We start from the raw sequence: 25,751 nt of genomic DNA, 5'->3' as shown, positions 1-25,751 counted from the left end.
ATCACAGCGCTTCATTTTTTCGCCCGTGCGGAGACACGCCATGACCTCGAACACGTCACTGCCACCCTGCTCCATCCTGCTCCTGGCGGGCGGGCGCGGACAACGCATGGGCGGCCAGGACAAAGGCCTGGTGCCGTGGCAGGGCGAACCGCTGATTGCCCATCTGCATCGCCAGACCCGCGCCATGAGCGATGATCTGATCATCTCCTGCAACCGTAATGCGCAACGTTATGCACCGTATGCCGATCAGTTGGTGCATGACGAGGAAGGCGACTTTCCCGGGCCACTGGCGGGCATCCGGGCAGGCCTCAAGGCTGCGAAGCATCCGTATTTGCTGGTGCTACCGTGTGATGTGCCGCAAATCGACGCCAACCTGCTCGACAACATGCGCAGGACGGCCAGCCAGCACCCCGACCAACCGTTGATGGTGCGCCACGGCGAGCATTGGGAGCCGTTGCTGTGCGTCATCCCGTTGACTCTGGCAGCACGCTTCGAACAGGCCTGGAGCGAAGGCGAACGCAGCCCCGGTCGCATCATGCGCGCGCTGCACGCCGTTGCCTTGCAATGCCCTGCCGACGATCCGCGGCTGGCAAATCTGAACACACCGGAGTTACTGGCCCGACACAAAGGCGTGTCAGATTGACACTAGCCAGGAACTTGCGCGCGATGTATACGTCTGAAGGTCAGTAACTTGAAGAATCCATTTCGGAGAAACACCATGACACAACGGACCCTCGCCACGTTCATGCTCGCTCTGGGCCTCGCCACCCTTGCCGGGTGCGCTTCGCCAACAGTGATCACCTTGAATGACGGTCGCGAAATCCAGACCGTCGATGCCCCACGTTACAATGAAGAAAGCGGCTTCTACGAATTCGAGCAACTGGATGGCAAGCAGACTCGCGTGAACAAGGATCAGGTTCGTACCGTTAAGGATTTGTAATCTGTAACGCTGCTGCCCGATGTCGCTAAAAAACGGCGCTTCCTGAAGAGGGACGCGCCGTTTTTTCTGGGGCTTGGTTTTGGGTGTATATCCGTTTTTTTGGTAACGGCGGCTTAGGGTTCCGCTCTTACAGCGGCTCACTTTTGAGAAGCGCAAAAGTAAGCAAAACGCTTCTGCCCCACCACTCGGCACCTCGCTTAGGCTCGGTGTGCCCTCACTCCGGCATTGCTCCGTGGGCCCGCCGCGAAGGGCCATCCATGGCCCAGCGCGGCTATCCCGGCATCCATGCCGGGATGCCCACTGCGCAATACCTGCGTTCGGCCAGCGTGGTTAACGGGGCGCCGAGATCAACGTCCTCCACGAGGCGGCCTTATAGCCGACCTGGTTCTTGGTGGGACCGCGTTTCTCCTGTGGGAGCGGGCTTGCTCGCGAAGGCGGTGGTTCAATTTGCAGTGATGTTGGATGTGCTGACGTATTCGCGAGCAGGCTCGCTCCCACAGGTGTTTGTGTCGTGTGCTGATGCTGTGAATACCCGCAGCCCCATGTGGGAGCGAGCCTGCTCGCGATAGCGGTGGCCCAGCCACACAGATGCTGGACATACCCCGCTCTTGCTTTGCTTTGGATTTTGATCTGGACGCCCCATCAAACCACGCTGGCCGAACGCAGGCATTGTGGAGTGGGTATCCCGGCATGGATGCCGGGATAGCCGCGCTGGGCCATGGATGGCCCTTCGCGGCGGCCCACGGAGCAATGCCGGAGTGAGGGCACACCGAGCCTAGGCGAGGTGCCGAGTGGTGGGGCAAGCCTTTTTTGCTTACTTTTTTTGGCGTTTGAAAAAAAGTGAGTCGCCGTAAGGGCGAAACCCTAAGTAGCCGTTACCGAAGAAACGGATATACACACCATTCCCCCTGAACAAAAAACTACCAGTGCAACGAAATACCACTCTCGAACACCCGCTCCTGACCAGTAACCGGATCAACAAAACGCAACCCTTGAGCCAGCAGCTTCAAAGGATTCGAGTAATCATCCTCAACATCCCGAAGCACATCAGGGTAAAACGGATCATTGCAGATCCCCGCCCCAAGGGCATTCATGTGAACCCGCAACTGATGCTTCTTACCCGTAACCGGATACAAGCCATAGCGCCACAATTCGCCGTTCCTTTCCAGCACTTCGATGGCCGTTTCGGTATTGGGCTCGCCCGGCCCTTCCTGCATCCGAAAGAATGGCTCACCATCGATCATCCGGCTTTTGTGCACCATGGGAAAGGCCAACCCAGGCAATGCCCGGGCAATGGCCTGGTAGCGTTTTTCAATCTGCCGCGTCGGAAATAACGACTGATACGCCGAGCGGGTGTTCGGGTTGGCCGAAAACAACACCAGCCCGGCCGTATGCCGATCGATGCGGTGCAAGGGCACCAGATGAGGGTTGTCCAACCGACGGATCAGCCGCCGCAACAAGGTTTGCTCGACATATTCGCCCGCCGGAGTGACAGGCAGAAAATGCGGTTTGTCTGCCACCACCAGGTGTTCGTCGGCGTACAGGATCGACTCCACCACCGGGATCGGCTTCTCATCGGGCACTTCACGAAAATAGTGGATGCGCAGGCCTTCGCGGTACGGCAAGTCGACCTGGATAGCCTTGCCCTCCCCGTCCAATACCCGGCCCCGAGCGATCCGGTCCAGCCACTGCTCGCGACTGATGGCGCTGAAATGCTCGCACAGGCACTCCAGCACCGTCTGCCAGGAACCGGGTGGCAGATACAACGTACTGGCCTGATGATGAGCGGCGGAAAACGATGAACCGGACATTGAAAACTCTTAGGCATTTTTGCAGGGTGGCATTATCCGACAGTCGCACCAGCCAGCCCAGCAATGATTGCCCTACGCCGTGACTGAAGTCGGTTTTGCCGCCGCTTCGGTGAACTCTTTCAACCAGCGCAGCACTTCCACCGCCTCCCAGCGACCTGGATCGTACAGCGCGTACAACAGGCCCTGGTAACCCACCACATCCAACTGTTTGTGATAGCCGGCACGCTGGAACAACGCTTCGATCTCGGCGAAACAGGTGTTGAAATGCAGTTTATTGAAGGGGGTCTTGCCTTCGGTAACCAAGCCATCCAGGCGCAGTTCCAGGACTGCCTCGCGCACAACGTCCGCGGACATCCTGTTCACGCTGCTCTTCAGTTGTTCGACATTGACCAAGGGGACGCACTCCAGATAGCTGTATGGGCATACAGTAACCGAAGACTGCAATTTTCGCCAATGGCTGCGCGCGGATACGATGAATGGAGAGACTATCAACGCAGAAACGCGACAACCTGTTCGGCGTCAAAAGGCCAGTCAAGCTCTGCGTCAGTATCGATTCGGCGCAGGACAGGGATACGTAGCCCATAAGTTTCGGCTGTAGCTTCGCTCTCGGCGATATCCACCAACTCCACCAACAATCCATGTTCGACGAAAGGCATCAGTTCAGCTTCGGCTACTTCGCAAAGATGACACCCCAGGGTGCCGAACAACTGGCATTCAGGAAGCATGGCGGGTAGACCCAAAAAAGATAGACGGTCATTCTAGGCCCGACCCAGGAAACCGTCGAGTCGCTGGCTCGCTTCAAGGTGTTTCGGTAAAACGCTGATGCAAATCACTGAGCGCCAATGCTTTTCCAGCGACGCTTGTCGCATTTTCCCCTCTACGCTGTGCGTTGTAGCCTTGAAACGGAGTTCCCCTTGTTTGCCAACCTGCTGATCATCCTTGCCTCGTCCCTGGTGGTCATCGCCTTGTTCAGACGGCTGCGCCTGCCACCCGTGCTGGGTTATCTCTGCGTCGGGCTGGCGGTCGGGCCTACCGCGCTGGACTGGGTCAACGACAGCGAAGAACTGCCAGACCTGGCCGAGCTCGGGGTGGTGTTCCTGCTGTTCTCGCTGGGCCTGGAGTTTTCCCTGTCGAAAATGCTCGAACTGCGGCGGGTCGTGTTCGGCCTCGGCAGCCTGCAGGTGCTGTGCTCGGGGGCGGTCCTGGCGGGATTGCTGGCATTAGGCGGCGCGCCTGCGATCGCCGCGTTGTTGCTCGGTGCCGGGCTGGCCTTGTCCTCCACTGCCATCGTCAGCAAGGAGTTGACCAGCCTGGGCGAGATTTTCAGCAGCCACGGCCAGAACGCCATCGGCGTGTTGTTGTTCCAGGACGTGGTCGCGGTGCTGCTGTTGACCCTGGTACCGGTCTTCGCTGGCAGTAGCGAGCACCCGTGGTACTGGGCGCTGCCCTTGACCCTGGGCAAGACCTTGGTTTTGTTCGGTGGCCTGCTACTGGCCAGTCGGCTGCTGTTGCCCCGGCTGTTCCATGAAGTGGCGGCGTCCCGATCCGCAGAACTGTTCGTGCTGCTGGCCCTGGTGATCGTGTTGCTGACGGCATGGCTGACCCACCTGCTCGGTTTGTCACCGGCCCTGGGTGCGTTCCTGGCGGGCATGCTGCTGGGGGAAAGCCACTACCGACATCAGATCGAAGCCGACATACGCCCGTTCCGCGACATCCTGCTGGGGCTGTTCTTTGTCAGCATCGGCATGCTGATCGACCTGCAGCTGTTCCTCGATGACGGCTTGTTGATCCTGGGATTGACCCTCGGTTTGATGCTCATCAAGGGCTGCGTGGTCGCCATCCTGGTGAAATGGCGCGGCAGCGACGGTGAAACCGCCTGGCGCAGCGGCCTGGCGCTGGCCCAGGGCGGCGAATTCTGCTTTGCCCTGATGGCGCTGATGCAGCAGAACCGCCTCATGCCCGCCGACATCAGCGGCCTGCTGCTGGCCGCGACATTCTGCTCGATGCTGCTGACCCCGTTGTTGCTGCGCGCCGCGCCACGCGTCGCCGCGCACCTGCATCGCAAACCCAACGAAGAGGCGCAACTGGACCAGATCAGCGCACTCAATGCCGGCTTGTCGGGCCATGTGGTCATTTGCGGCTACGGGCGCGTCGGCCAGTCCATCGGGCGGTTCCTGCGCCGCGAAGGCCAGGCGTTCGTCGCCCTGGATGACGACCCGGTGATCATCCAGGAAGCCACCGTCGGGGAAAACTGCGTGCACTATGGGGATTCACGACGAGGTGACCTGCTTGCGGCCGTTGGCTTGAGCCGCGCCAGGTTGCTGGTGATCGCGGTGGACAAGACCGACATCGCCATCACCGTGCTCAAGGCGGCCCGCCAAGTCAACCATCAAGTACCGATCCTGGTGCGCACCCGTGACGACAGCCAACTGGCCGAATTGCAGGCAGCCGGGGCCAGCGAAGTGGTCCCGGAACTGCTCGAGTCAAGCCTGATGCTGGCTTCCCACGCCCTGATCATGCTCGGCCTGCCCGAGCAGCAGGTCCAGCAGCATGTGGATCAGGTCCGTCATGACCGCTATCGCCTGCTCCATGGCTTTTATCCTGGCAACCAGGACAAGGAGCCTTAGTGCAACGCTCAGTCCTGGCTGACCGCGCCGATCTTGTGAATCGACAGGTCGGCGCCGTAATACTCTTCTTCCTGGGTCAGGCGCAGCCCCAGCACGGCCTTGATCACGCCATAGACCGCAAACCCGCCGGCCAGGGCGACGACAACACCCAGCGCCGTGCCAATCAACTGGCTGATCAGGCTGACCCCACCCAGGCCGCCCAGGGCACTCTGGCCAAAGACGCCACAGGCAATGCCGCCCCAGACCCCGCACAGCCCGTGCAACGGCCAGACGCCGAGCACATCGTCGATCTTCCACTTGCCCTGGGCCGCCGTGAAGCACCAGACAAACAAGGCACCGGCAATGGCACCGGTGGCCAGCGCACCGACCGGGTGCATCAGGTCGGAACCGGCACAGACCGCCACCAACCCGGCCAGCGGGCCGTTGTGCAGGAAACCCGGGTCATTGCGTCCGACAATCAATGCCGCCACGGTACCGCCCACCATGGCCATCAACGAATTGACCGCCACCAGCCCGCTCACCCCGGGCAAGGTCTGGGCACTCATCACGTTGAAACCGAACCAGCCGACAATCAGGATCCACGACCCCAGGGCCAGGAATGGAATGCTCGAAGGCGCGAACGCCACCAGGCGACCGTCCCGGTAGCGGCCGTTACGCGGGCCGAGCAAGAGCACGGCAGCCAGCGCCAGCCAGCCGCCCATGGCATGTACCACCACGGAGCCGGCGAAGTCATGGAAACTGGCGCCGAACCGGGCTTGCAGCCACGCCTGCAGGCCAAAATTGCCGTTCCAGACCACGCCTTCGAAAAACGGATAGACAAACGCCACGATCAACACCGTGGCGCACAACTGCGGGGCGAACCGCGCACGTTCGGCAATACCGCCGGAAATGATGGCCGGGATCGCGGCGGCAAAGGTCAGCAGGAAGAAGAACTTCACCAGGCTGTAGCCATGATCGGCACTGAGCACCGCCGCCGGTTGCAGGAAGGTCACGCCGTAGGAAATCCAATAACCGACAAAGAAATAGGCCAGGGTCGAAACCGCGAAATCGCTGAGGATTTTCGACAGCGCATTGACCTGGTTCTTTTGCCGGACCGTTCCCACTTCAAGAAACGCAAAGCCGGCGTGCATGGCCAGGACCATGACTGCGCCGAGCAGGATGAACAGCGTATTGGAGCTGTGGACCAGACTGTCCACGGCACTTTGCATATTTTCCATGGTATTGGCAGACCTGAAAAAGTTGAAAAAAGCACCAAATCGGTTCGCTTGCCTTGCGAGCGCACCAAGTTGAAACGACTCATTGGCCGGACGCAGCCCGCTGAACCGCTTTGGTGCGCAAGAACGGTCAAAACGAAATCCCGCCTGGAGGTGCTTCGCGGGTTTTGATTATTTGGGTTAAGGTTTTTCGGGCTTTCGCCCAGCTTCAGCGCACTGGCGCAGGCTGACGCACCAGTACATGGCAAAAGCCTGAGCAAAAGTTGTACCAGTCACTTGTACTGAACCTTCCAGCAAGGCTCATACTCGAACGTTTCAGACGTCACTTACGGAGATTCACCGATGGCCAGAACCCAGGCAAAGACTGCTCAAGAAACCCTGATGGAAGATTTCCAGACGCTGGTCAGCGACACGGAACGGTTGCTCGATCACACCGCGACGCTGGCAGGCGATCAAGCGGATGCACTGCGCAGTCAGATTCACGAAACCCTCCTGCGCGCCCGCGAAACGCTCAAGCTGACGGAAGATTCCATGCGCGAACGCGGCCAGGCTGCGGTGGTCGCCACCGAGGAATATGTACAGGCCAACCCTTGGCAATCCGTGGGCATTGCCGCGGGCGTTGGCTTTCTGATTGGCCTGCTGGCAACACGGCGCTAATGATGGGTATCGACGAATCCGGCTCGTCCGAAGCGGGCACACAACCGACAGCACGTCGCCTGGGCGCGGCGTTCCTTGGCTTGTTGCATAGCCACGTCGAATTGTTCGGCATGGAGTTGCAGGAACAGAAGGCACGCACCGTCAGCCTCCTGCTGTTCGCCGGCCTTGCGCTGGTGTTCGGCTTGCTGCTGTTGGTCGGGCTTTCGGCACTGGTACTGATCCTGGTGTGGGACACCTATCGCCTGGCGGGCATTATCGGCCTGTGCCTGTTCTACCTGCTGGCAGCGCTGTTCTGCGGTCTGCGGCTCAAGGCAGCGATCTATGACGAGTCCTCCCCTTTTAACGCCACCCTCGAAGAGCTGGCCAATGACCGGGAGCGCTTGCTGCCATGAGCCTGCCTGATATCCCTCAAGCCCGAACCCGACAGGAAATGCGCAAGGCGCTGGTGCGTCTGCGCATGGAAATGCATCGCCAGGAAATCCGTCAGGAAACGCGCCAGTTGCTGCAGCCCTTGCAACGGGTGCGCGGCTTGACGCAAAGCTGGCATGAAGGTTTCGGCATCAAGCACGCGCCACTGTGGGGCGTGGCGGCGGTGTCCCTGCTCGGTTTCATCACCGGCAAACGGACCCGCAATGGTGGTGGCGGTGGCTTGACTGGCCTGATCCGCCTGGCAACCACATTGCTGCCGTTGGTCAAGCTGGCCAAAGACCTGCGCAAACCCTGACGACCGACACCCCGTGGCGAGGGGATTTATCCCCGCTGGGTTGCGCAGCAGCCCCAAAACCAGGCAACTCGGTGTGCCAGGAAGATTGAGTTGACTGATTGAGGGCCGCTGCGCGCCCCAGCGGGGATAAATCCCCTCGCCACAAAGGTCCATACAGGCCTATAGGTCTTGCAGGGCAGCCCACGAACCGGGAAGCTAGGACACCGACATCATCAAACGGAGCAACCGGCCTTGGATTGGCATACCCTGCTGACTCGCGAACGCCTCGGAAAACCGCTGCACAGTCCGCAAGAGCTGGGCCGTAGTCCTTTCCACAAGGACCACGACCGCATCATCTTTTCCGGCGCCTTCCGCCGCCTCGGACGCAAGACGCAAGTTCATCCGGTCTCCAGCAACGACCACATCCACACGCGCCTGACCCATTCCCTGGAAGTCAGCTGCGTCGGCCGTTCCCTGGGCATGCGCGTGGGGGAAACCATTCGCAATGCCCTGCCTGACTGGTGCGAGCCAAGCGACCTGGGCATGGTGGTGCAATCGGCCTGCCTGGCCCACGACATTGGCAACCCGCCGTTCGGTCACTCCGGCGAGGATGCTATTCGCTATTGGTTCCAGCAGGCCGCCGGCCGTGGTTGGCTCGATGCAATGAGCGAAGCCGAGCGCAACGACTTCCTCAATTTCGAAGGCAACGCCCAAGGATTTCGCGTTCTCACCCAGCTTGAATACCATCAGTTCGACGGGGGGACGCGTCTGACCTATGCCACCCTCGGCACCTATTTGAAGTACCCCTGGACCGCCCGCCACGCCGACTCGCTGGGCTACAAGAAGCACAAGTTCGGTTGCTACCAGAGCGAACTGCCACTGTTGGAGCAGATTGCCCACAAGCTCGGCTTGCCACAGATCGAGGATCAACGCTGGGCGCGGCATCCCTTGGTGTACCTGATGGAGGCCGCCGATGACATCTGCTACGCGCTGATCGACCTGGAAGACGGCGTGGAGATGGATCTCCTGGAATACCCCCAGGTGGAATCGCTGCTCCTGGACCTGGTGGGCGACGATCTTCCGGACACTTACCGCCAGCTTGGGCCGCTGGACTCGCGGCGACGCAAACTGGCGATCCTGCGGGGCAAAGCCATCGAACACCTGACCAACGCCGCCGCCCGGGCTTTTGTCGAACAGCAGGAAGCATTGCTTGCCGGTACATTGCCAGGGGATCTCGTAGAGCATATGCACGGCCCGGCAAAACGCTGCGTGTTGAATGCCAAGGACATGGCGCGCCGGAAAATTTTCCAGGACAAGCGCAAGACCCTGCATGAAATCGGTGCCTACACCACGCTGGAAATCCTGCTCAACGGATTTTGCGGGGCCGCCCTCGAACAGCACGGAGGCCGTACGCCTTCGTTCAAGAATCGCCGCATTCTCGACCTGCTGGGGAACAACGCGCCAGATCCCAACGGCCCCTTGCATAGCGCTTTCCTGCGAATGATCGATTTCATCGCCGGGATGACTGACAGCTACGCCAGCGAAATGGCCCAGGAGATGACCGGCCGCACGCGCCAATAAAAGGCGTGGATCGACGAAGTGCTGCGCCTGGCACAAAACCTGTGGGAGCGAGCTTACTCGCGATGGCGGTGGATCTGTGCGCATCAATGCAGGATGTGCCACCGTCATCGCGAGCAAGCTCGCTCCCACAGGGATTGGCGGTGAATGTGAATTTTGTAGCGCTGCGCCACAAGGAGTTTGAAGTAGATAAACAACTGTATGGTTTACACAAACCTCGATTGAAACGCTTCTTTTGTTTGCACAAACAACACTATCAAAGAAATATCCCTTCACACACCGCCAACACATCCCCCTCTTATTGTCGCCCACCGACTAAAAAACCGATTACCTCGTAATATCTTGCCTCTTTTTTTGTAGGAAACTTCTGAAATTGAAGTTGCATGCCCGTCTCTTCGTACGGCCCTGGTTGTAAGTGGGCTAAGGTGCGCGCTTTATTCAAGTTCGCAGGGTAATTTATTCATGAACTCCGTTTTCATTGTCGACGATCATCCGGTCATCCGCCTCGCTGTTCGCATGCTTCTGGAGCATGAGGGCTATAAGGTCGTAGGAGAAACTGACAACGGCGTCGATGCGATGCAAATGGTGCGCGAATGCATGCCAGACCTGGTTATCCTGGACATCAGCATTCCCAAACTCGACGGGCTGGAAATCCTCTCGCGCTTCAACGCCATGACCACTCCGCTCAAGACGCTGGTGCTCACGGCCCAGTCGCCGACGCTCTTCGGCATTCGATGCATGCAGTCCGGTGCCTCTGGTTACGTTTGTAAACAGGAAGACCTCAGCGAACTTGTCAGCGCAATCAAAGCGGTATTGTCCGGCTACAACTACTTTCCCAGCCAGGCGCTGAATCCGGTACGCCCGGATGACCCACGCAGTATCGAGCTGGACCTTTTCAAAAGTGTCAATGATCGGGAACTGATGGTGCTGCAACTTTTTGCCCAGGGCCGTACCAACAAGGAAATAGCCAAAGGCATGTTTCTAAGCAATAAAACCGTCAGTACTTATAAGAAGCGGCTGATGCAGAAGCTCAAGGTCAAGTCCCTGGTCGATCTGATTGAAATGGCGAAGCGCAACGCGCTGGTGTGAGAAGAAACAGGATGCTCAGACGCATAACCGAATGTCTCCTGCTGATCAGCGCAGCGTTATATGCAGGAGTGCTCATGGCGGCACCGGATGCGCCCGAGCACTATACGTTGCTGGGCCGTTCGTCCATGGCCCATACCGAGATCAAGCTGGATGACGTTCACCGCGCCTGGCTACAGGATCGGCAAGCGCTGGTCCTGGGAACGTCCGCGCCGGATTACCCGCCCTTCGATCTCTCCAGCAGCGGACGCGACTACGAAGGCCTGACGGCCGATTACGCCGACATCATCGCCAAAGCCACCGGCCTGCCCATGAGCGTCCTGCGCTTCGACTCCCGCGAGGCGGCCATGGCCGCACTCAAGGATGGGCAAATCGATATGCTTGGCACCGCCAACGGCTTCGAGGCGCGCAACCCCGATATTGTGCTGTCGACGCCGTACGCAGTGGACCAACCCGTTCTCGTCACCCGAACGAATGAAAGCCGATCCCTGACTGACGATCTCGAAGGGTTACGGCTGAGCATGGTCTATCACTACCTGCCGCTACGGGAAATTGAAAAACTCTACCCCAAGGCACTCATCACCACCTACCCGTCCTACCAGAACGCCATCAATGCCGTCGCCTTCGGTCAGGCCGACGTATTTCTCGGCGATACCCTTTCCACCCACTACATGATCAACAAGGGCTACTTGAGCAATATCCGCATGGCCAGCTTCGGCAAACACGAATCCCATGGGTTCGGTTTCGCCGTACGACGTAGCGACACCCGCTTGTTGGAAGTCATCAACGCTACGCTGAGCCAGGTCTCCATTGCCGAGCAAGCCGCGATCTCCAAGCGCTGGAGTGCAGGCAGCGACCTGTATCTCACGGACCACAGGATACAACTGACCGACCGCGAGCAACGCTGGCTGGCCAGGCATCCGGTGGTTCGGGTGGTGGTGAACGACACCTCCGCGCCCTTCACCTTCTTCGATGCCGATGGGGACTTTCGCGGCATCAGTGCCGACCTGCTGGAACTGATCCGGCTGCGCACCGGCCTGCGCCTGGACATCCAGCGCCGCCAGAACGACAGCGAAATGATTACCGCGGTCCTCAACGATCAAGCCGACATCATCGCCGCACTTTTGCCCAGCAGTGAACGACAACTCCAGTTGAAGTTCAGCCGCCCCTACGTCGACAGCTCGTTCGTCCTGCTGACCCGCAAACAGTCCGACACGCCCACGACACTCGATCAGTTCGGCCACGCCAGCCTGGCAATCGCCAAAGGCAATCCGGTCATTGAATGGCTACGCAGCCAATACCCAAACATCCAAATCATCGAAACGGACGGCCCCTTGCGCGCCGTGGAAATGCTCGTCCACGGCCAGGTCGACGGCAGCGTGAACTCGCAGGTGATGGCCAACTACTTCATCTCCTCCTATGCATGGCGCGACAGGTTGCAAATCAGCAGCACGGTGGGCACCCAACAGGCCATGTTCGCGCTGGCCACGGCAAAAAACGCCACAGAGTTGAACGCCATCCTCGACAAGGCCCTGACCAGCATCGACCCTGACGAGCTGGGCGTCATCAACAACCGCTGGCGCGGTTACGTCTCGCCCTCGGAACACACCTGGCGCACCTACAACCGCCTGTTCCTGCAGATCGGCGCGGGCATTGGCCTGTTGTTGCTGTTTTCCCTGGCGTGGAACGCCTACATGCAGCGCCAGATCAGGCAACGTCAACGGGCGGAACTGGCCCTCAATGATCAACTCGAATTCATGCATTCACTGCTCAATGGCACCCCCCACCCCATCTACGTGAGGGATCGCAACGGCATCCTGCAAAGCTGCAACGACAGCTACCTGCAAACGTTCGACGTCAAACGCGAAGACGTCATCGGCAAGAGCCAGATGCCAGGTTCCATGAGCAACGCCTTCGAAGCGCAGGAGTACCAGGCGGACTACCAGCGTGTCATGGCCGAAGGCACCGCCCTGATCGTCGATCGGCCCCTGCACATCGGGGACAGGCAACTGACGATCTATCACTGGATCCTCCCCTACCGAAACTCCGCCGCCGAAGTGCGAGGCATCATCGGCGGCTGGATCGACATCAGTGAGCGGCGCCAGCTGTTCGAGGAACTGCGCGCGTCCAAGCAACGGGCCGATGACGCGAACCGCGCCAAAAGCACGTTCCTGGCAACCATGAGCCATGAAATCCGCACCCCCATGAACGCGGTGATCGGCATGCTTGAGCTGGCGCTGAAACAGGCCGACAAGGGCCGCGTGGACCGTTCGACCATCGAAGTCGCGTACGAGTCGGCCTCCGGCATGCTCGAACTGATAGGCGATATCCTGGACATCGCCCGTATCGAATCCGGCCACCTGAGCCTGGCCCCCGAACGCGTCAATCTCAGGGCCCTGCTGCAATCGGTCATTCGGGTATTCGAGGGCGTGGCCCGGCAGAAAAACCTGGCGCTGTCCCTGCAGTTCGACGCCGCCGAGGGCAGCCCTGACGTGTTGATGGACCCGTTGCGGTTCAAACAGGTGCTGTCGAACCTGATCAGCAATGCCCTCAAATTTACCGAGCAGGGCCAGGTCGTGGTCAAGGTCCGGCTGTCTCCAACCAACCAGGACGACGTTCTGCAAATGCATCTGGAGGTCAACGACAGCGGCATCGGTATTGGTCCGGCGGACCTGCAACGTTTGTTCGAGCCGTTTGCCCAGGTCGATAACACCAGCCGGATGGCCCGCAACGGTGCGGGGTTGGGGCTGGTGATCAGTCGCAACCTGTGCCGGATGATGGGCGGCAACCTGCACATGAACAGCCAACCCGGCAGCGGCACCCAGGTCCAGGTCTGCCTGCAACTGACCGTCCTGTCGACGGCGCCGGTTCGCCCGCCACCTGAACCGGTCATCGAAACGGCCCAGGCCACCCTGAACGTCCTGATCGTGGACGATCATCCCGCCAACCGCCTACTGATGTCGCAGCAATTGGAATACCTGGGCCATCACTACCAGGTCGCCCATGATGGTGCCCACGGGCTCGAGGTCTGGCAAAAAAATCATTTCGATCTGGTCATCGCCGATTGCAACATGCCCATCATGAACGGCTACGAACTGGCCCGATCGATTCGTCGCGATGAGTCCGAGCAGCAACGGCCACCTTGCACCCTCCTGGGGTTCACCGCCAATGCACAACCGGAGGAAAAACAACGCTGCCAGGACGCTGGAATGGATGACTGCCTGTTCAAGCCGATCAGCCTGAGCGCCTTGAGCCAATGGATCAAAGCAGTCAAACCCGCCGGACGCCCCACCGTTTTCAGTGTACAAAGCTTGCAGGCGTTGACCGGCGGCGACCCTTCGTCCAACCGGCGCCTGCTGGCTGAATTACTCAGCAGCAGCCGCTCGGACCGCCAGGAATTGCTCGACGTCGCCCGCGGCGCAAACCGGCAAGCGCTGACCGAAATAGCGCACAAGATAAAAGGCGTCGCCCGCATCGTCCAGGCGACCTCGCTGATCCAGCGGTGCGAGGCGTTGGAGCGCGCTTGTCACCAGGCGCAGGCACCTGGACGAATCAGCGATTGCATCGACGCCCTCGACCGCGCCATGAGCGAACTGGAGCGGGCCCTCGAAACGGAGATCGCCAAGGCAAAATAATCCAGCGTTTACTATGCTATTCGCTCAGCAGTGCGTACCTGGGGGGTTCTCGATCGGTTTCCCTTGCACGCGGGAACACCCATCGAGAACACCCCCTGACACTTGGAGTGACTGCAATGCCCAGCGCACCGCGTCCGGACAAACGCCGGTTCCCCCTGCACGTCCACATCAGCGTGATGTTTACCCTGCTTTTGCTGCTGACCGGGGTGGTGCTGGGGGTTTTCAATTACCGGCAAACCACGCAAATCATCCTCTCCAGCAGTGAAAAACTGTTCAACCGTATTGAACAGGACGTGCGCCTGGATTTGTACGACACCTACGAACCCATCCGTCACCTGTTGAGCCTGCTGGCTGACTACCCGGCGACGCGCACGCCGCAGATGGCGCAACGCCTGGCCCTGCTCGTGCCCTTCAGCCAGGCGCTGCGGGACAACCCTAACCTGGCATCGTTGTACCTGGGCGATCAGCGCGGCAATTTCCTGATGGTCCGGCCGCTGCGCACCGCGGCCCTGAAAGCCGCCCTGCAGGCGCCGGCCAACTCGGCCTACCAGGTCTGGACCGTGGAACGGGCCACCGAGCAAGGCCCGGTTCATTCCCAGTCGCGGTTCTACGACGAGGCCCTGACACTCATCGGGCGCCGGGACATAGCCGACGAAATCTACGATCCCCGCGGCCGCAGCTGGTTTCGCAGCGCCGTCGGCAGCACCGAGCAGATTACCACCGAGCCCTACGTTTTTTTCTCCACCCAAAACGTCGGCACCACCCTCGCCCGACGCAGTGGCGAGCAGGCTGTCATCGGCGCCGACCTGACCCTGGTGGCCCTGTCCCAGACCCTGGCCAAGCACAAGGTGACGGCTGGCACCGAGGTCGTGCTGCTCGATCCCAGGGGCAACGCTGTGGGTTATCCCGACAGCCGCCGGCTGCTCGCCGACGCCCAGTCGACACGCCTGATCAAGGCCCGCGACCTCAGCCCGGCCATCGCCGCCGCACTCGACAACAACACTGACACCACGCGCCTGGAAGCGGCCGGACGCCAGTGGATCGTGTCTCGCAGCCACATGCAGGAAGGCGGGCCCCAAGGCCTGGAACTGGCGTTGCTGGTCCCTGAAGATGAGCTGCTGGACAATGCCTACCGCATGCGCTGGCAAGGCGCGCTCATCACCCTCGCCACCCTGCTGCTGTGCCTGCCCCTGGGCTGGCTGACGTCCAGGATCCTGGTCAAGCCTTTGCGCGAACTGGTGCAGGAGGCCGATGCCATTCGCAGCTTTGACTTCAACTACCCGGTGTCCCGTCGCTCCCCGGTGCTGGAGGTCGATCAGTTGAGCGTCTCGATGGCGCGCATGAAAGAGACCCTGGCAAGTTTCTTTGAAATCACCGCCAGCCTGCGCGCCGAAACCCGCTTCGCCCCGTTGCTGGAACGGGTGTTGTTTGAAACCGTGAAGATCGGCCAGGCCCAGGCCGGCCTGATCTACCTGCGCGAGAACGACGACAATCGGGTCAAGCCGTATGGGCTGGTGATCGATGGAACGCCCAGGGACCTCGACGCCTTCAAGTTGCGCAGCCATGCGCTACAAGCGAGCGCCAGCCCGCCATGGCTCCAGCAACTGGCTACCTCGGACAACCTCGTGGCATCCCTGGGCTTCGAACAGGCGGGCGACCTGCAGGGCGTGCTGCGGGAGCTGGACTCCCCACGCGTCCACTTGATCGGTATTCGCCTGCGCAATCGGCATCAGGAAACCGTCGGCGTACTGGTGTTGCTGGTCACCGACAGCGGCACCGAAGCCGACCTGGAAAAACTGCAGCCCGACCGCATCGCCTTCCTCCAGGCCGTGTCCGGCGCCGCCGCCGTGAGCATCGAGGCCCAGCGCCTGCAAGCCAGGCAAAAGCAATTGCTGGACGCCTTCATCCAATTACTGGCCGGCGCGATCGATGCCAAGAGTCCCTATACCGGCGGCCATTGCCAGCGGGTGCCGGTCCTGACCCTGATGCTCGCCCAGGCCGCCGCTGCCAGCCAGGCACCGGCATTCGACGCCTACCGGCCAACGGAGGATGAATGGGAAGCCCTGCACATCGCCGCCTGGCTGCACGATTGCGGCAAGGTCACCACTCCCGAATACGTGGTCGACAAAGCCACCAAACTGGAAACCCTGAACGACCGGGTCCACGAAATACGCACCCGCTTCGAAGTGCTCAAGCGCGACGCCTGGGTCGACTACTGGCAGGCCGTGGCAAGCGGCGGCGAGCCGTCATCCCTGGCGCAACAGCGTGACGCGACATTGACGGCCCTGGATGACGACTTCGCCTTCGTCGCCCGTTGCAACCTGGGCGCCGAAGCCATGGCCGAGGCCGACCTACAACGCCTGCAGCAGATTGCCCAACGCCCGTGGACCCGGACCCTCGACGATCGCCTGGGGGTTTCCTGGGAAGAGAACCGACGCCAGAATCGCACGCCCAAGCCGACACTACCGGTCACTGAGCCGCTGCTGGCAGACAAGCCCGAACACCTGCTTGAGCGCCACGCGGCCGAACTGATCCCGGCGGACAACCCATGGGGCTTCCAGCTCGATGTTCCGGCCTGGAAATACAACCGCGGCGAACTCTACAACCTGAGCATCACGCGCGGCACGCTGACCCGCGAGGAGCGCTACGTCATCAATCATCACATGGTGCAGACGATCCTGATGCTCAGCCAGTTGCCCTTCCCCAGTCACCTGGACAGCGTGGCGGAGATCGCTGGCGGTCATCACGAGAAAATGGATGGCAGTGGTTACCCCAAGCGCCTCCAGCGCGAAGAGATGAGCCTGCCGGCGCGCATGATGGCCATTGCCGACATTTTCGAAGCACTGACGGCGGCCGACCGCCCCTACAAGAAAGCCAAGAAACTGAGCGAGGCCCTGGGCATCATGGCCACCATGTGCCGTGACGCCCATATCGATCCCGAGCTGTTCGGGCTGTTCATCGAAGAAAAAATCTACGAGAGCTACGCCAACCAGTTCCTCGACCCACACCAGATCGATGAAATCGACCCCCACGGCCTGCTGGTCAAGGCAGGGTTGAAGGCATGAAGGCTATCCCTGTAGGAGCTGACGAGCGAAGCGAGGCTGCGATCTTTCCCCTGACGCTTGAACCTCAAGCGAACGATCAAAAGATCAAAAGATCACAGGCTTCGCCAGCTCCTACGCAAAGCGAGTCAGCAATCCGTCAGGCGCAGGAAGATCGCGGCCAACTGCTCGATGCCGGCTTGATCATGTTCGGTAAAGCGCGCCAGTTTCGGACTGTCCAGGTCGAGCACGCCGATCAGGCGCCCGTCCTTGACCAGCGGCACCACCAGCTCGCTGTTCGACGCGCTGTCGCAGGCGATGTGCCCGGCGAAGGCATGGACGTCTTCGACGCGCTGGGTCTGCCGGGTCGCGGCCGCCGTACCGCATACACCGCGGCCAAAGGGGATCCGCACGCAGGCGATCTGGCCCTGGAACGGTCCCAGGACCAACTCTTCGTTGCGATTGAGGTAGAAACCGGCCCAGTTCAGATCATCCAGCTGACTGGACAGGAAAGCCGAGAACTGCGCGGCGTTGGCAATGAAGTCACGCTCATCGGCCAGCAAGGATTCCAGCTGTGCCGATAACAGCGCGTAGCCGTCAAGGCCGACTCCGGTGCCCTTCAAATCGATCATGCCTTGTGCTCCAACAATTTCAGGCCAACCCAATAACGGGCAAACTGATAGGCGCAACGTCCGTTGCGATTGCCGCGACCGGTTGCCCAGCGCACCGCCAGTACATCCAGCGCTTCGTCGCGCTGCCAGGCCAGCCCGGCCTTGGCCGCCAGTTCGCCGATCCAGTGCTCCACCACGTTGAGGAAATGCTCCTGGGTAAACGGATAAAACGACAGCCACAAGCCAAAGCGGTCGGACAAGGCGATCTTGTCTTCTACCGCTTCGCTGGGGTGAAGTTCGCCGTCGACCCGCTTCCAATTCTCGTTGTCGCTTTCCTTTTCCGGCACCAGGTGACGACGGTTGGAGGTGGCATACAGCAGCACGTTGTCCGGCGCCTGCTCCAGGGATCCATCCAACACGCTCTTGAGCACGCGGTAATCGCCTTCACCGGATTCGAACGACAAGTCATCGCAGAACAAAACGAAGCGCTGGGGCAGTTTCGCCACCTGCTCGACCACGCGGGGCAGATCGGCCAGGTGATCGCGTTCGATCTCGATCAAGCGCAGGCCATGCTGGGCATGCTCAGCCAACAGGGCGCGCACCAGGGACGACTTGCCGGTGCCACGCGAGCCCCAGAGCAAGGCATGGTTGGCGGGCATGCCATCGATGAATTGCCGCGTGTTGCGGCCCAGTTGTTCAACCTGGCGCTCCACGCCGATCAGGTCCGACAAGCGCATGTCGAGGCTGACCTGCAGCGGCATCAGATAGCCGCTGCGCCCGTCACGCTGCCAGCGGGCGGCCAGGGTCTGGGTCCAATCGATGGAGGGCCGAGGCGCCGGCAGCAAAGGTTCGATCCGGGCCAGCACGGCATCGGCACGCTCAAGAAAAGCATTCAATCGCGAGTCCACGTCTTCTCCTCGGACAGGTTCACAGTAATGATGGCGCTCCAGCAACGAAACGCCGTATCCAATGGCGGGTCTACTTCACACAATACACACCGGCTGCACCGGTATTCAGAGATGATCAGCTATGCTTGACCGGCGAAGGGAAACGTAAGTGGCTCATCACTCAATGGACATCAGATTCACCCAACGGCTTTCCTACAAGCAGGCCCGCCTGACCGTCCTGGTGGGCTTCGTGCTGGGCACCTTGCTCAGCCTGATGCAGATTGGCATCGATTATGCCAGCGAAGACGCGTCGATCAACCGTGAAATCCTCTCGCTGCTGGAAATCAGCCACAACCCGGCCTCGCGCATCGCCTACAACATCGACGCCGAACTCGCCCAGGAGTTGTCCATGGGCCTGTTGCGCTCACCGGCCATCATCGGGGCCGAGCTGATCGACAACAACAATACCGTGCTGGCCAGCGTCAAGCGGCCCGAGCTGCAAAGCAGCTACCGGTTCATCAGCGACTTCCTGTTCGGCGCCCAGCGGCAGTTCGAGGACCGGCTCTACCTGGATCACTTGCCCAGCGAATCCCTGGGCATGCTGCGACTGGACGTCGACACCTATGCGTTCGGCAGTCGTTTCCTGCGCCGTGCCGAGGTCACCTTGCTCAACGGCTTCGCCCGTAGCCTGATCCTGACCGGCCTGCTGCTGGCGCTGTTCTACGTGATGCTGACCAAGCCCCTGGTGCGGGTCATCCGCGAACTGAGCAGCCGCGACCCGAGCAGCAGCGAACAGAGCCACCTGGAATGCCCTGCCGGCCATCAGTCCGATGAAATCGGCGTGCTGGTGTCCGTCGCCAACCAGCAGTTCGAAAACATCTCCGCCGAAATCCAGCAGCGGCGTACGGCCGAAAATCGCCTCACTGAATACCTGGCGCAACTGGAGAACATCGTCTCGGCACGCACCGCCGAACTCAAGGCCATCAATACCCGCCTCAGCCAGTCCAACGAGGAGCTGGAAGTGGCCCGGCGCACAGCCCTGGACATGGCCGAAGCCCGCTCCGCGTTCCTCGCCAACATGAGCCACGAGATCCGCACACCGCTCAACGGCCTGCTGGGCATGATCGCGCTCTCCCTGGATGGCCCCCTGACGGCCGAACAACAGCAGCAGCTATCGATTGCCCATGACTCGGGCAAGGTATTGGTCGAACTGCTCAACGACATCCTCGACCTGTCGAAATTCGACGCCGGCCAACTGGAACTCGAACGCATTCCGTTCGATCTCGGCTCCCTGGTGGAGGATACCGCCAACCTGCTTTCCCAGAACGCGGCCCCCAGTGTCGAACTGGCGTGCCTGATCGACCCGCAGTTCCCGGCGCAGGTAGTCGGCGACCCGACCCGGGTGCGCCAGATCGTCAGCAACCTGCTGTCCAACGCACTGAAGTTCACGCGCTTCGGTCGGGTCGACGTGAAGATGAGTCATTACGAAGGCGGCGTGCGAATCGAGGTCTGCGACACGGGCATTGGCATTCCCCAGGAAGCCCAGGCGAGAATCCTGCAACCGTTCACCCAGGCTGGCGCCGGGATTACCCGCCAGTTTGGTGGCACCGGCCTGGGCCTGGCATTGACCTACAACCTCTGCGAAGCCATGCAGGGCCGGTTGACGATCAGTTCCGAAGCCGGCTTTGGCAGCCAGTTCTGTGCCGATCTGCCCCTGCCGTGCCATACCCCGGCGACGCCGGTCGAACCGTTGCACGGCAACGTCGTCGCCATCACCGCCAGCAGCAGCGGGCTGGCCGAGTTGCTGGGCATGCTGTTGCCGGGATGGGGCCTGGATTATGTGCAGCGCTCCATCGAGGACAGGTTGCTGGGGCTCACGCCCGACGTACTGATTACCGACTGCCCGGAATGCCTGTTCAACCTGCGGCCGACCTTTGACGCGCCGATCCTGCTGGTGACCGCCTATGGCAGCTTCATGCCCAGCGAGGAAGCCGCCGCCCTCGCCCCGCTGATACAACAGGCCCGGCCGCTGGCGCGCCATGCGCTGTACCAGATTCTGCGACGCGCCATGCAAAGCGAGGCGACCATCATCAATGACGCACAGATCGAAGCCCTGGCGCCTGCCAAGCGTGGACGGGTGCTGCTGGTGGAGGACAACCCGGTCAACCAACTGGTGGCCAAGGGGATGTTGGTGAAGCTGGGCTGCGAAGTCACTGTCGCGGCCCATGGCGTCGAAGCCCTGGATCAACTGGAACAGCGGGTGTTCGACCTGGTGTTGATGGACTGCAACATGCCGGTGATGGATGGTTACGAAGCCAGCCGGCAGATCCGCCGCAGCGGGCGCTGGTCGGACCTGCCGATTGTGGCCCTGACGGCCAACGCGATGCCCGAGGAACGCGAGCGCTGCCGTGCGGCCGGCATGAACGATTACCTGTCCAAGCCGTTCCGCCGCGAAGAACTGGCGGCAGTGCTGGACCAGTGGGTGCCGACTACGTCAGCGCTTTGATCTGGCCCAGCAGGTGATCGAGACCGTCTCGCAACGTTCCGAGGCGGTCCAGGTCAACACCGCTGTCACACAACAGGCGGGCCTTGAGCGGGCCGACCTGTTCACGCAACGCTCGCCCTGCTGCCGACAGGCTCAAGTGCACCTCCCGCTCGTCCCGGGCCGAACGCTGGCGCTGGACCAGGTCCAACTGTTCCAGGCGCTTGAGCAGTGGCGTCAGCGTGCCGGAATCCAGCGCCAAACGCTCACCCAGGGCCTTGACCGTCGGCTGTTGCGGGGCCGTGTCCTGCCATTCCCACAACACCAGCATCACCAGGTATTGCGGATAGGTCAGGCCGAGCTGATCGAGCATTGGCTTGTAGCCACGAATCACCGCACGCGAAGCGGCGTACAGCTTGAAGCACAACTGGCTGTCGAGTTTCAGCGAATCGGCTGACAGGTCATTCATTTGAGCAGCGCTTCGATCTCACCGGTCAGGTCCTGGGGCTTGGTGGTCGGGGCAAAACGCTTGACCACCTGACCGTCCTTGCCGATCAGGAACTTGGTGAAATTCCACTTGATGCCTTTGGACCCCAGCACGCCAGGCGCCCGCTGTTTAAGCTGGACGAACAGGGGATGGGCGTTGGCACCGTTGACCTCGATTTTCTTGAACAGCGGAAAACTCACACCGAAGTTCAGCTCGCAAAACTCGGTAATCGCCCCTTCGTTGCCCGGCTCCTGCTTACCGAACTGATTGCAGGGAAAGCCCAGCACCACCAGGCCCTGGTCCTTGTAGGTCTGCCACAGCGCCTCAAGCCCCTTGTACTGCGGGGTGAACCCGCACTGGCTGGCCGTGTTGACCACCAGCACAGCCTTGCCGGCGAAATCGGCGAGGGTCTTTTGCTCACCCTTGATGGTGGTGCACGGGATGCTCAGCAGGTTGTCGCTCATGGCAAGGCTCCAGATGGGAAGAAGAGGAGCTTGAAGATAGCGAGCAATTAAATTGCATGCAATTTAATTATCGAAAAAACCCACACAACAGACTGTGGGAGCAAGGCTTGCCCGCGATGAAGGCGATGCGGTCTTTCAGAGATCGAGGCGCCCTGTTTCGCGAGCAAGCTTTGCTCCCACTGAATTACCCCCGTGGGACCAGATCCAGGCACACCGAGTTGATGCAGTACCGCAAACCCGTGGGCGGCGGGCCGTCGGGGAAGACGTGGCCCAAGTGGGCGTCGCATCTGGCGCAGACCACCTCGGTGCGAATCATGCCGTGGCTGACGTCCCGCACCTCCACCACCGCGCTGCCCTCGATCGGCGCGTAGAAACTCGGCCAGCCGCAGCCGGAATCGAATTTGGTCTGCGAATCGAACAACGGTTCGTTGCAGCAGATGCAGTGGTACACACCGTCGGTCTTGGTGGCGTTGTATTTACCGGAGAACGGCCGTTCGGTGCCCTTCAATCGACAGACGTTGTACTGCTCCGGGTCGAGCATGGCGTGCCATTCTTCAAGGGTTTTCTCCAACTTTTCCATCGTCCCACCTCGGCAATTGAAAAAGCCCGATCCGACGCTTTTCCGCAGATCGGGCGGCACGTATGATTGCGCCTCGTCAGACGCCAGTCTGGCAGCCACGTCATGCGCATTCAAACGGATTGTGACGCATGTACCGCGCCAGGCCTGGGCAAAGACGCAGGATCCCCAGTACGGCCGTTCATACGCCACCTGGATCGTTCATTTTCGGGAACACATCGCCATGCAGGTCAGCAAATCGAACAAGCTCGCCAACGTCTGCTACGACATTCGCGGCCCGGTGCTCAAGCACGCCAAACGCCTGGAAGAGGAAGGCCATCGCATCCTCAAGCTGAACATCGGCAACCCGGCCCCCTTTGGTTTCGAAGCGCCCGATGAAATCCTCCAGGACGTCATCCGCAACCTGCCGACCGCCCAGGGCTACAGCGACTCCAAGGGCCTGTTCAGTGCCCGCAAGGCCGTGATGCAGTACTACCAGCAGAAGCAGGTCGAAGGGATCGGCATCGAGGACATCTACCTGGGCAACGGCGTGTCCGAGCTGATCGTGATGTCCATGCAGGCCCTGCTCAACAACGGTGACGAAGTGCTGGTGCCGGCACCGGACTATCCGCTGTGGACCGCTGCCGTGAGCCTGTCCGGTGGCAACCCGGTGCATTACCTGTGCGACGAACAGGCCAACTGGTTTCCCGACCTGGCGGACATCAAGGCCAAGATCACGCCCAATACCAAGGCACTGGTGATCATCAACCCGAACAACCCGACCGGCGCCGTGTATTCCAGGGAAGTGCTGCTGGGCATGCTGGAACTGGCCCGCCAGCACAACCTGGTGGTGTTCTCCGACGAGATCTACGACAAGATCCTCTACGACGATGCCGTGCATGTGTGCACCGCGTCCCTGGCGCCAGACCTGCTGTGCCTGACCTTCAACGGCCTGTCCAAGTCCTATCGGGTCGCCGGTTTCCGCTCCGGCTGGATCGCCATCTCCGGGCCCAAGCACCATGCCCAGAGCTACATCGAAGGCATCGACATGCTGGCCAACATGCGCCTGTGTGCCAACGTGCCGAGCCAGCATGCGATCCAGACGGCGCTGGGCGGCTACCAGAGCATCAACGACCTGGTCCTGCCCCAGGGCCGGCTGCTGGAACAGCGCAATCGCACCTGGGAACTGCTCAACGACATCCCCGGCGTCAGTTGTGTCAAGCCGATGGGCGCGCTGTATGCCTTCCCGCGGATCGACCCGAAGGTCTGCCCGATCCACAACGATGAAAAATTCGTCCTCGACCTGCTGCTGTCCGAAAAGCTGCTGGTGGTCCAGGGCACGGCGTTCAACTGGCCGTGGCCGGATCACTTCCGCGTCGTGACCCTGCCGCGGGTCGATGACCTCGACCAGGCCATTGGCCGGATCGGCAACTTCCTCAAGTCCTACCGTCAATAAGCCGGACGGCGTGCGAGGCGTCCTCACCTCGCACGCTGTTTGATTCAGCAACATATCCGTTCTGCCGACTCTGCAAGGCCTTCTACACTACGGGCGGGACCGCCGACGTCCCCCCAAGCTCAACGTTCACGGGGGGCAGGCGTCGTATTTCTTTTCCCCATTCACTTTCAGAAAAGTCTTTCAAACATTTAGGACGCCTGTAGGACACAGTTTGAAATAGTCGGCGAGTTGAATAGCCTGCGGCAGCACCTTATATACCCCGCATAACGCTACATCTTTAGCACGAGGAGATTTTCACAACCATGATGCGCATCCTGCTGTTCTTGGCCACTAACCTGGCGGTCGTGCTGATTGCCAGCATCACCCTAAGCCTCTTCGGCTTCAACGGGTTCATGGCGGCCAATGGGGTTGACCTCAACCTCAATCAGCTGCTGATCTTCTGTGCGGTGTTCGGTTTCGCCGGTTCCCTGTTCTCGCTGTTCATCTCCAAGTGGATGGCGAAGATGAGCACCGGCACCCAGATCATCAGCCAGCCGCGCACGCGTCACGAACAATGGCTGCTGCAGACCGTCGAGCAACTGTCCCGCGAAGCCGGTATCAAGATGCCGGAAGTCGGGATCTTCCCGGCCTACGAGGCCAACGCCTTCGCCACCGGCTGGAACAAGAACGACGCACTGGTCGCCGTCAGCCAGGGGTTGCTCGAGCGGTTCTCGCCCGATGAAGTCAAGGCCGTGCTGGCCCACGAGATCGGCCACGTCGCCAACGGCGATATGGTGACCCTGGCGCTGATCCAAGGCGTGGTGAACACCTTCGTGATGTTCTTCGCCCGCATCATCGGCAACTTCGTCGACAAGGTGATCTTCAAGAACGAAGAAGGCCAGGGTATCGCCTACTACGTGGCGACCATCTTCGCCGAGCTGGTATTGGGCATCCTCGCCAGCGCCATCGTCATGTGGTTCTCGCGCAAGCGCGAGTTCCGCGCCGACGACGCCGGTGCACGCCTGGCCGGCACCAGTGCCATGATCGGTGCCCTGCAGCGCCTGCGCGCCGAGCAAGGCTTGCCGGTGCACATGCCCGACACCCTGAATGCCTTTGGCATCAACGGTGGCATCAAGCAGGGCCTGGCACGCATGTTCATGAGCCACCCGCCGCTGGAAGAGCGTATTGACGCACTGCGTCGTCGGGGTTGATCGCCGGGCTCAAAAAACCCGCAGTAATGTTGTTCACCTAGAAAAAACGGCGCTTCTTTCAGAAATGGGAAGCGCCGTTTTTTTTGGTTTTGTTGTTTTGGTGTGTATATCCGTTATTTAGGTAACGGCTGCTTATGGTTCCGCTCTTACAGCGGCTCACTTTTGAGAAGCGCAAAAGTAAGCAAAACGCTTCACCATATCCGTTGCTGCGGTAACGGCGGCTTATGGTTCCGCTCTTACAGCGGGTCACTTTTGGAAGAGCGCCAAAAGTAACCAAAAGCGCTTTGCCCCACCACTCGGCACCTCGCCTAGGCTCGGTGTGCCCT

22 protein-coding genes are annotated in these 25,751 nt (G+C 60.7%); 13 read left to right on the top strand and 9 right to left on the bottom strand.

Translation table 11 applies throughout. The features are described from left to right. Positions 1-40: 40 nt before the first annotated feature. Together mobA and CFII68_RS20710 are read left to right on the top strand one after the other, a co-directional pair. Positions 41-643, top strand: coding sequence for a molybdenum cofactor guanylyltransferase MobA (gene mobA / locus CFII68_RS20705; protein ID WP_018603171.1), 603 nt, complete (start codon positions 41-43; stop codon positions 641-643). A 75-nt stretch (positions 644-718) separates the two neighbouring features. Then, positions 719-940: a YgdI/YgdR family lipoprotein gene (locus CFII68_RS20710; RefSeq protein WP_018603169.1), complete on the top strand. Its 222-nt coding sequence runs from the start codon at positions 719-721 to the stop codon at positions 938-940. 920 nt (positions 941-1,860) lie between these two features. On the opposite strand, the gene CFII68_RS20715 is transcribed toward CFII68_RS20710, so the two are convergent. The 3 genes from CFII68_RS20715 to CFII68_RS20725 all read right to left on the bottom strand — a co-directional run bounded on the left by CFII68_RS20715 (position 1,861) and on the right by CFII68_RS20725 (position 3,476). After that, complete coding sequence (locus CFII68_RS20715) at positions 1,861-2,751, bottom strand: pseudouridine synthase (RefSeq protein WP_018603167.1); 891 nt, start codon at positions 2,749-2,751, stop codon at positions 1,861-1,863. Between the two features lie 72 nt (positions 2,752-2,823). Beyond that, the gene (locus tag CFII68_RS20720) at positions 2,824-3,144 is read right to left on the bottom strand and encodes a hypothetical protein (protein ID WP_014337296.1); all 321 of its coding nucleotides are present in this window, start codon (positions 3,142-3,144) and stop codon (positions 2,824-2,826) included. Between the two features lie 95 nt (positions 3,145-3,239). Next, positions 3,240-3,476, bottom strand: a complete 237-nt coding sequence (locus CFII68_RS20725; protein ID WP_018603163.1) for a glutaredoxin family protein — start codon at positions 3,474-3,476, stop codon at positions 3,240-3,242. A 189-nt stretch (positions 3,477-3,665) separates the two neighbouring features. On the opposite strand from CFII68_RS20725, the gene CFII68_RS20730 reads away from it, so the two are divergent. Continuing rightward, entirely contained in the window at positions 3,666-5,378 is a 1,713-nt protein-coding gene (locus CFII68_RS20730; RefSeq protein WP_018603160.1) for a monovalent cation:proton antiporter-2 (CPA2) family protein, read from the top strand. Between the two features lie 8 nt (positions 5,379-5,386). Here CFII68_RS20730 and CFII68_RS20735 read toward each other — a convergent pair whose 3' ends face one another. Further along, entirely contained in the window at positions 5,387-6,595 is a 1,209-nt protein-coding gene (locus CFII68_RS20735; protein WP_018603159.1) for an ammonium transporter, read from the bottom strand. A gap of 339 nt (positions 6,596-6,934) precedes the next feature. Between CFII68_RS20735 and CFII68_RS20740 the strand changes: the two genes are divergently transcribed. The 7 genes from CFII68_RS20740 to CFII68_RS20770 all read left to right on the top strand — a co-directional run bounded on the left by CFII68_RS20740 (position 6,935) and on the right by CFII68_RS20770 (position 17,316). Beyond that, positions 6,935-7,249 (top strand): YqjD family protein, encoded by a 315-nt coding sequence (locus tag CFII68_RS20740; protein ID WP_003199441.1) that lies wholly within the window; start codon positions 6,935-6,937, stop codon positions 7,247-7,249. Between the two features lie 2 nt (positions 7,250-7,251). Then, the gene (locus CFII68_RS20745) at positions 7,252-7,641 is read left to right on the top strand and encodes a phage holin family protein (RefSeq protein ID WP_024618372.1); all 390 of its coding nucleotides are present in this window, start codon (positions 7,252-7,254) and stop codon (positions 7,639-7,641) included. Next, entirely contained in the window at positions 7,638-7,973 is a 336-nt protein-coding gene (locus CFII68_RS20750) for a hypothetical protein (RefSeq protein WP_003199437.1), read from the top strand. The genes CFII68_RS20745 and CFII68_RS20750 overlap by 4 nt, the downstream gene beginning before the upstream one ends. A 231-nt stretch (positions 7,974-8,204) precedes the next feature. Next, positions 8,205-9,533 carry a deoxyguanosinetriphosphate triphosphohydrolase gene (locus tag CFII68_RS20755; protein WP_003199435.1) on the top strand — a complete coding sequence of 443 codons (1,329 nt, stop codon included), beginning with the start codon at positions 8,205-8,207 and terminating at the stop codon, positions 9,531-9,533. Between the two features lie 459 nt (positions 9,534-9,992). Further along, complete coding sequence (locus CFII68_RS20760) at positions 9,993-10,619, top strand: response regulator transcription factor (RefSeq protein ID WP_003199430.1); 627 nt, start codon at positions 9,993-9,995, stop codon at positions 10,617-10,619. An 11-nt stretch (positions 10,620-10,630) separates the two neighbouring features. Then, complete coding sequence (locus CFII68_RS20765) at positions 10,631-14,251, top strand: transporter substrate-binding domain-containing protein (protein ID WP_033062467.1); 3,621 nt, start codon at positions 10,631-10,633, stop codon at positions 14,249-14,251. Between the two features lie 116 nt (positions 14,252-14,367). Beyond that, the gene (locus CFII68_RS20770; RefSeq protein WP_018603153.1) at positions 14,368-17,316 is read left to right on the top strand and encodes an HD domain-containing phosphohydrolase; all 2,949 of its coding nucleotides are present in this window, start codon (positions 14,368-14,370) and stop codon (positions 17,314-17,316) included. 125 nt (positions 17,317-17,441) lie between these two features. On the opposite strand, the gene CFII68_RS20775 is transcribed toward CFII68_RS20770, so the two are convergent. Beyond that, entirely contained in the window at positions 17,442-17,924 is a 483-nt protein-coding gene (locus CFII68_RS20775) for a GAF domain-containing protein (protein ID WP_014337288.1), read from the bottom strand. Next, entirely contained in the window at positions 17,921-18,811 is an 891-nt protein-coding gene (locus CFII68_RS20780; protein WP_018603150.1) for an ATP-binding protein, read from the bottom strand. The genes CFII68_RS20775 and CFII68_RS20780 overlap by 4 nt, the downstream gene beginning before the upstream one ends. A 163-nt stretch (positions 18,812-18,974) precedes the next feature. On the opposite strand from CFII68_RS20780, the gene CFII68_RS20785 reads away from it, so the two are divergent. Further along, positions 18,975-21,296, top strand: a complete 2,322-nt coding sequence (locus tag CFII68_RS20785) for a response regulator (protein WP_018603148.1) — start codon at positions 18,975-18,977, stop codon at positions 21,294-21,296. Here the strand turns inward: CFII68_RS20785 and CFII68_RS20790 are convergent. From CFII68_RS20790 to msrB, 3 genes are all read right to left on the bottom strand, one after another. Next, a complete protein-coding gene (locus CFII68_RS20790; RefSeq protein ID WP_018603147.1) occupies positions 21,280-21,741 on the bottom strand; it encodes a MarR family winged helix-turn-helix transcriptional regulator in 462 nt (153 codons plus the stop codon). The genes CFII68_RS20785 and CFII68_RS20790 overlap by 17 nt on opposite strands. Then, complete coding sequence (locus CFII68_RS20795) at positions 21,738-22,223, bottom strand: glutathione peroxidase (protein WP_003199416.1); 486 nt, start codon at positions 22,221-22,223, stop codon at positions 21,738-21,740. The genes CFII68_RS20790 and CFII68_RS20795 overlap by 4 nt, the downstream gene beginning before the upstream one ends. 184 nt (positions 22,224-22,407) lie before the next feature. After that, the gene (gene msrB, locus CFII68_RS20800) at positions 22,408-22,803 is read right to left on the bottom strand and encodes a peptide-methionine (R)-S-oxide reductase MsrB (protein ID WP_018603143.1); all 396 of its coding nucleotides are present in this window, start codon (positions 22,801-22,803) and stop codon (positions 22,408-22,410) included. Positions 22,804-23,023: 220 nt separating this feature from the next. Between msrB and CFII68_RS20805 the strand changes: the two genes are divergently transcribed. Together CFII68_RS20805 and htpX are read left to right on the top strand one after the other, a co-directional pair. Further along, positions 23,024-24,235 carry a pyridoxal phosphate-dependent aminotransferase gene (locus tag CFII68_RS20805; protein ID WP_018603142.1) on the top strand — a complete coding sequence of 404 codons (1,212 nt, stop codon included), beginning with the start codon at positions 23,024-23,026 and terminating at the stop codon, positions 24,233-24,235. Between the two features lie 302 nt (positions 24,236-24,537). Continuing rightward, positions 24,538-25,425 carry a protease HtpX gene (htpX, locus tag CFII68_RS20810; RefSeq protein ID WP_003183732.1) on the top strand — a complete coding sequence of 296 codons (888 nt, stop codon included), beginning with the start codon at positions 24,538-24,540 and terminating at the stop codon, positions 25,423-25,425. Positions 25,426-25,751: the final 326 nt, after the last annotated feature.

Origin of the sequence: Pseudomonas sp. CFII68, assembly GCF_000416195.1 — a bacterium.
Taxonomy (GTDB): Bacteria; Pseudomonadota; Gammaproteobacteria; order Pseudomonadales; family Pseudomonadaceae; genus Aquipseudomonas; species Aquipseudomonas kilonensis.
This window is presented reverse-complemented; position numbering and strand designations above follow the sequence as displayed.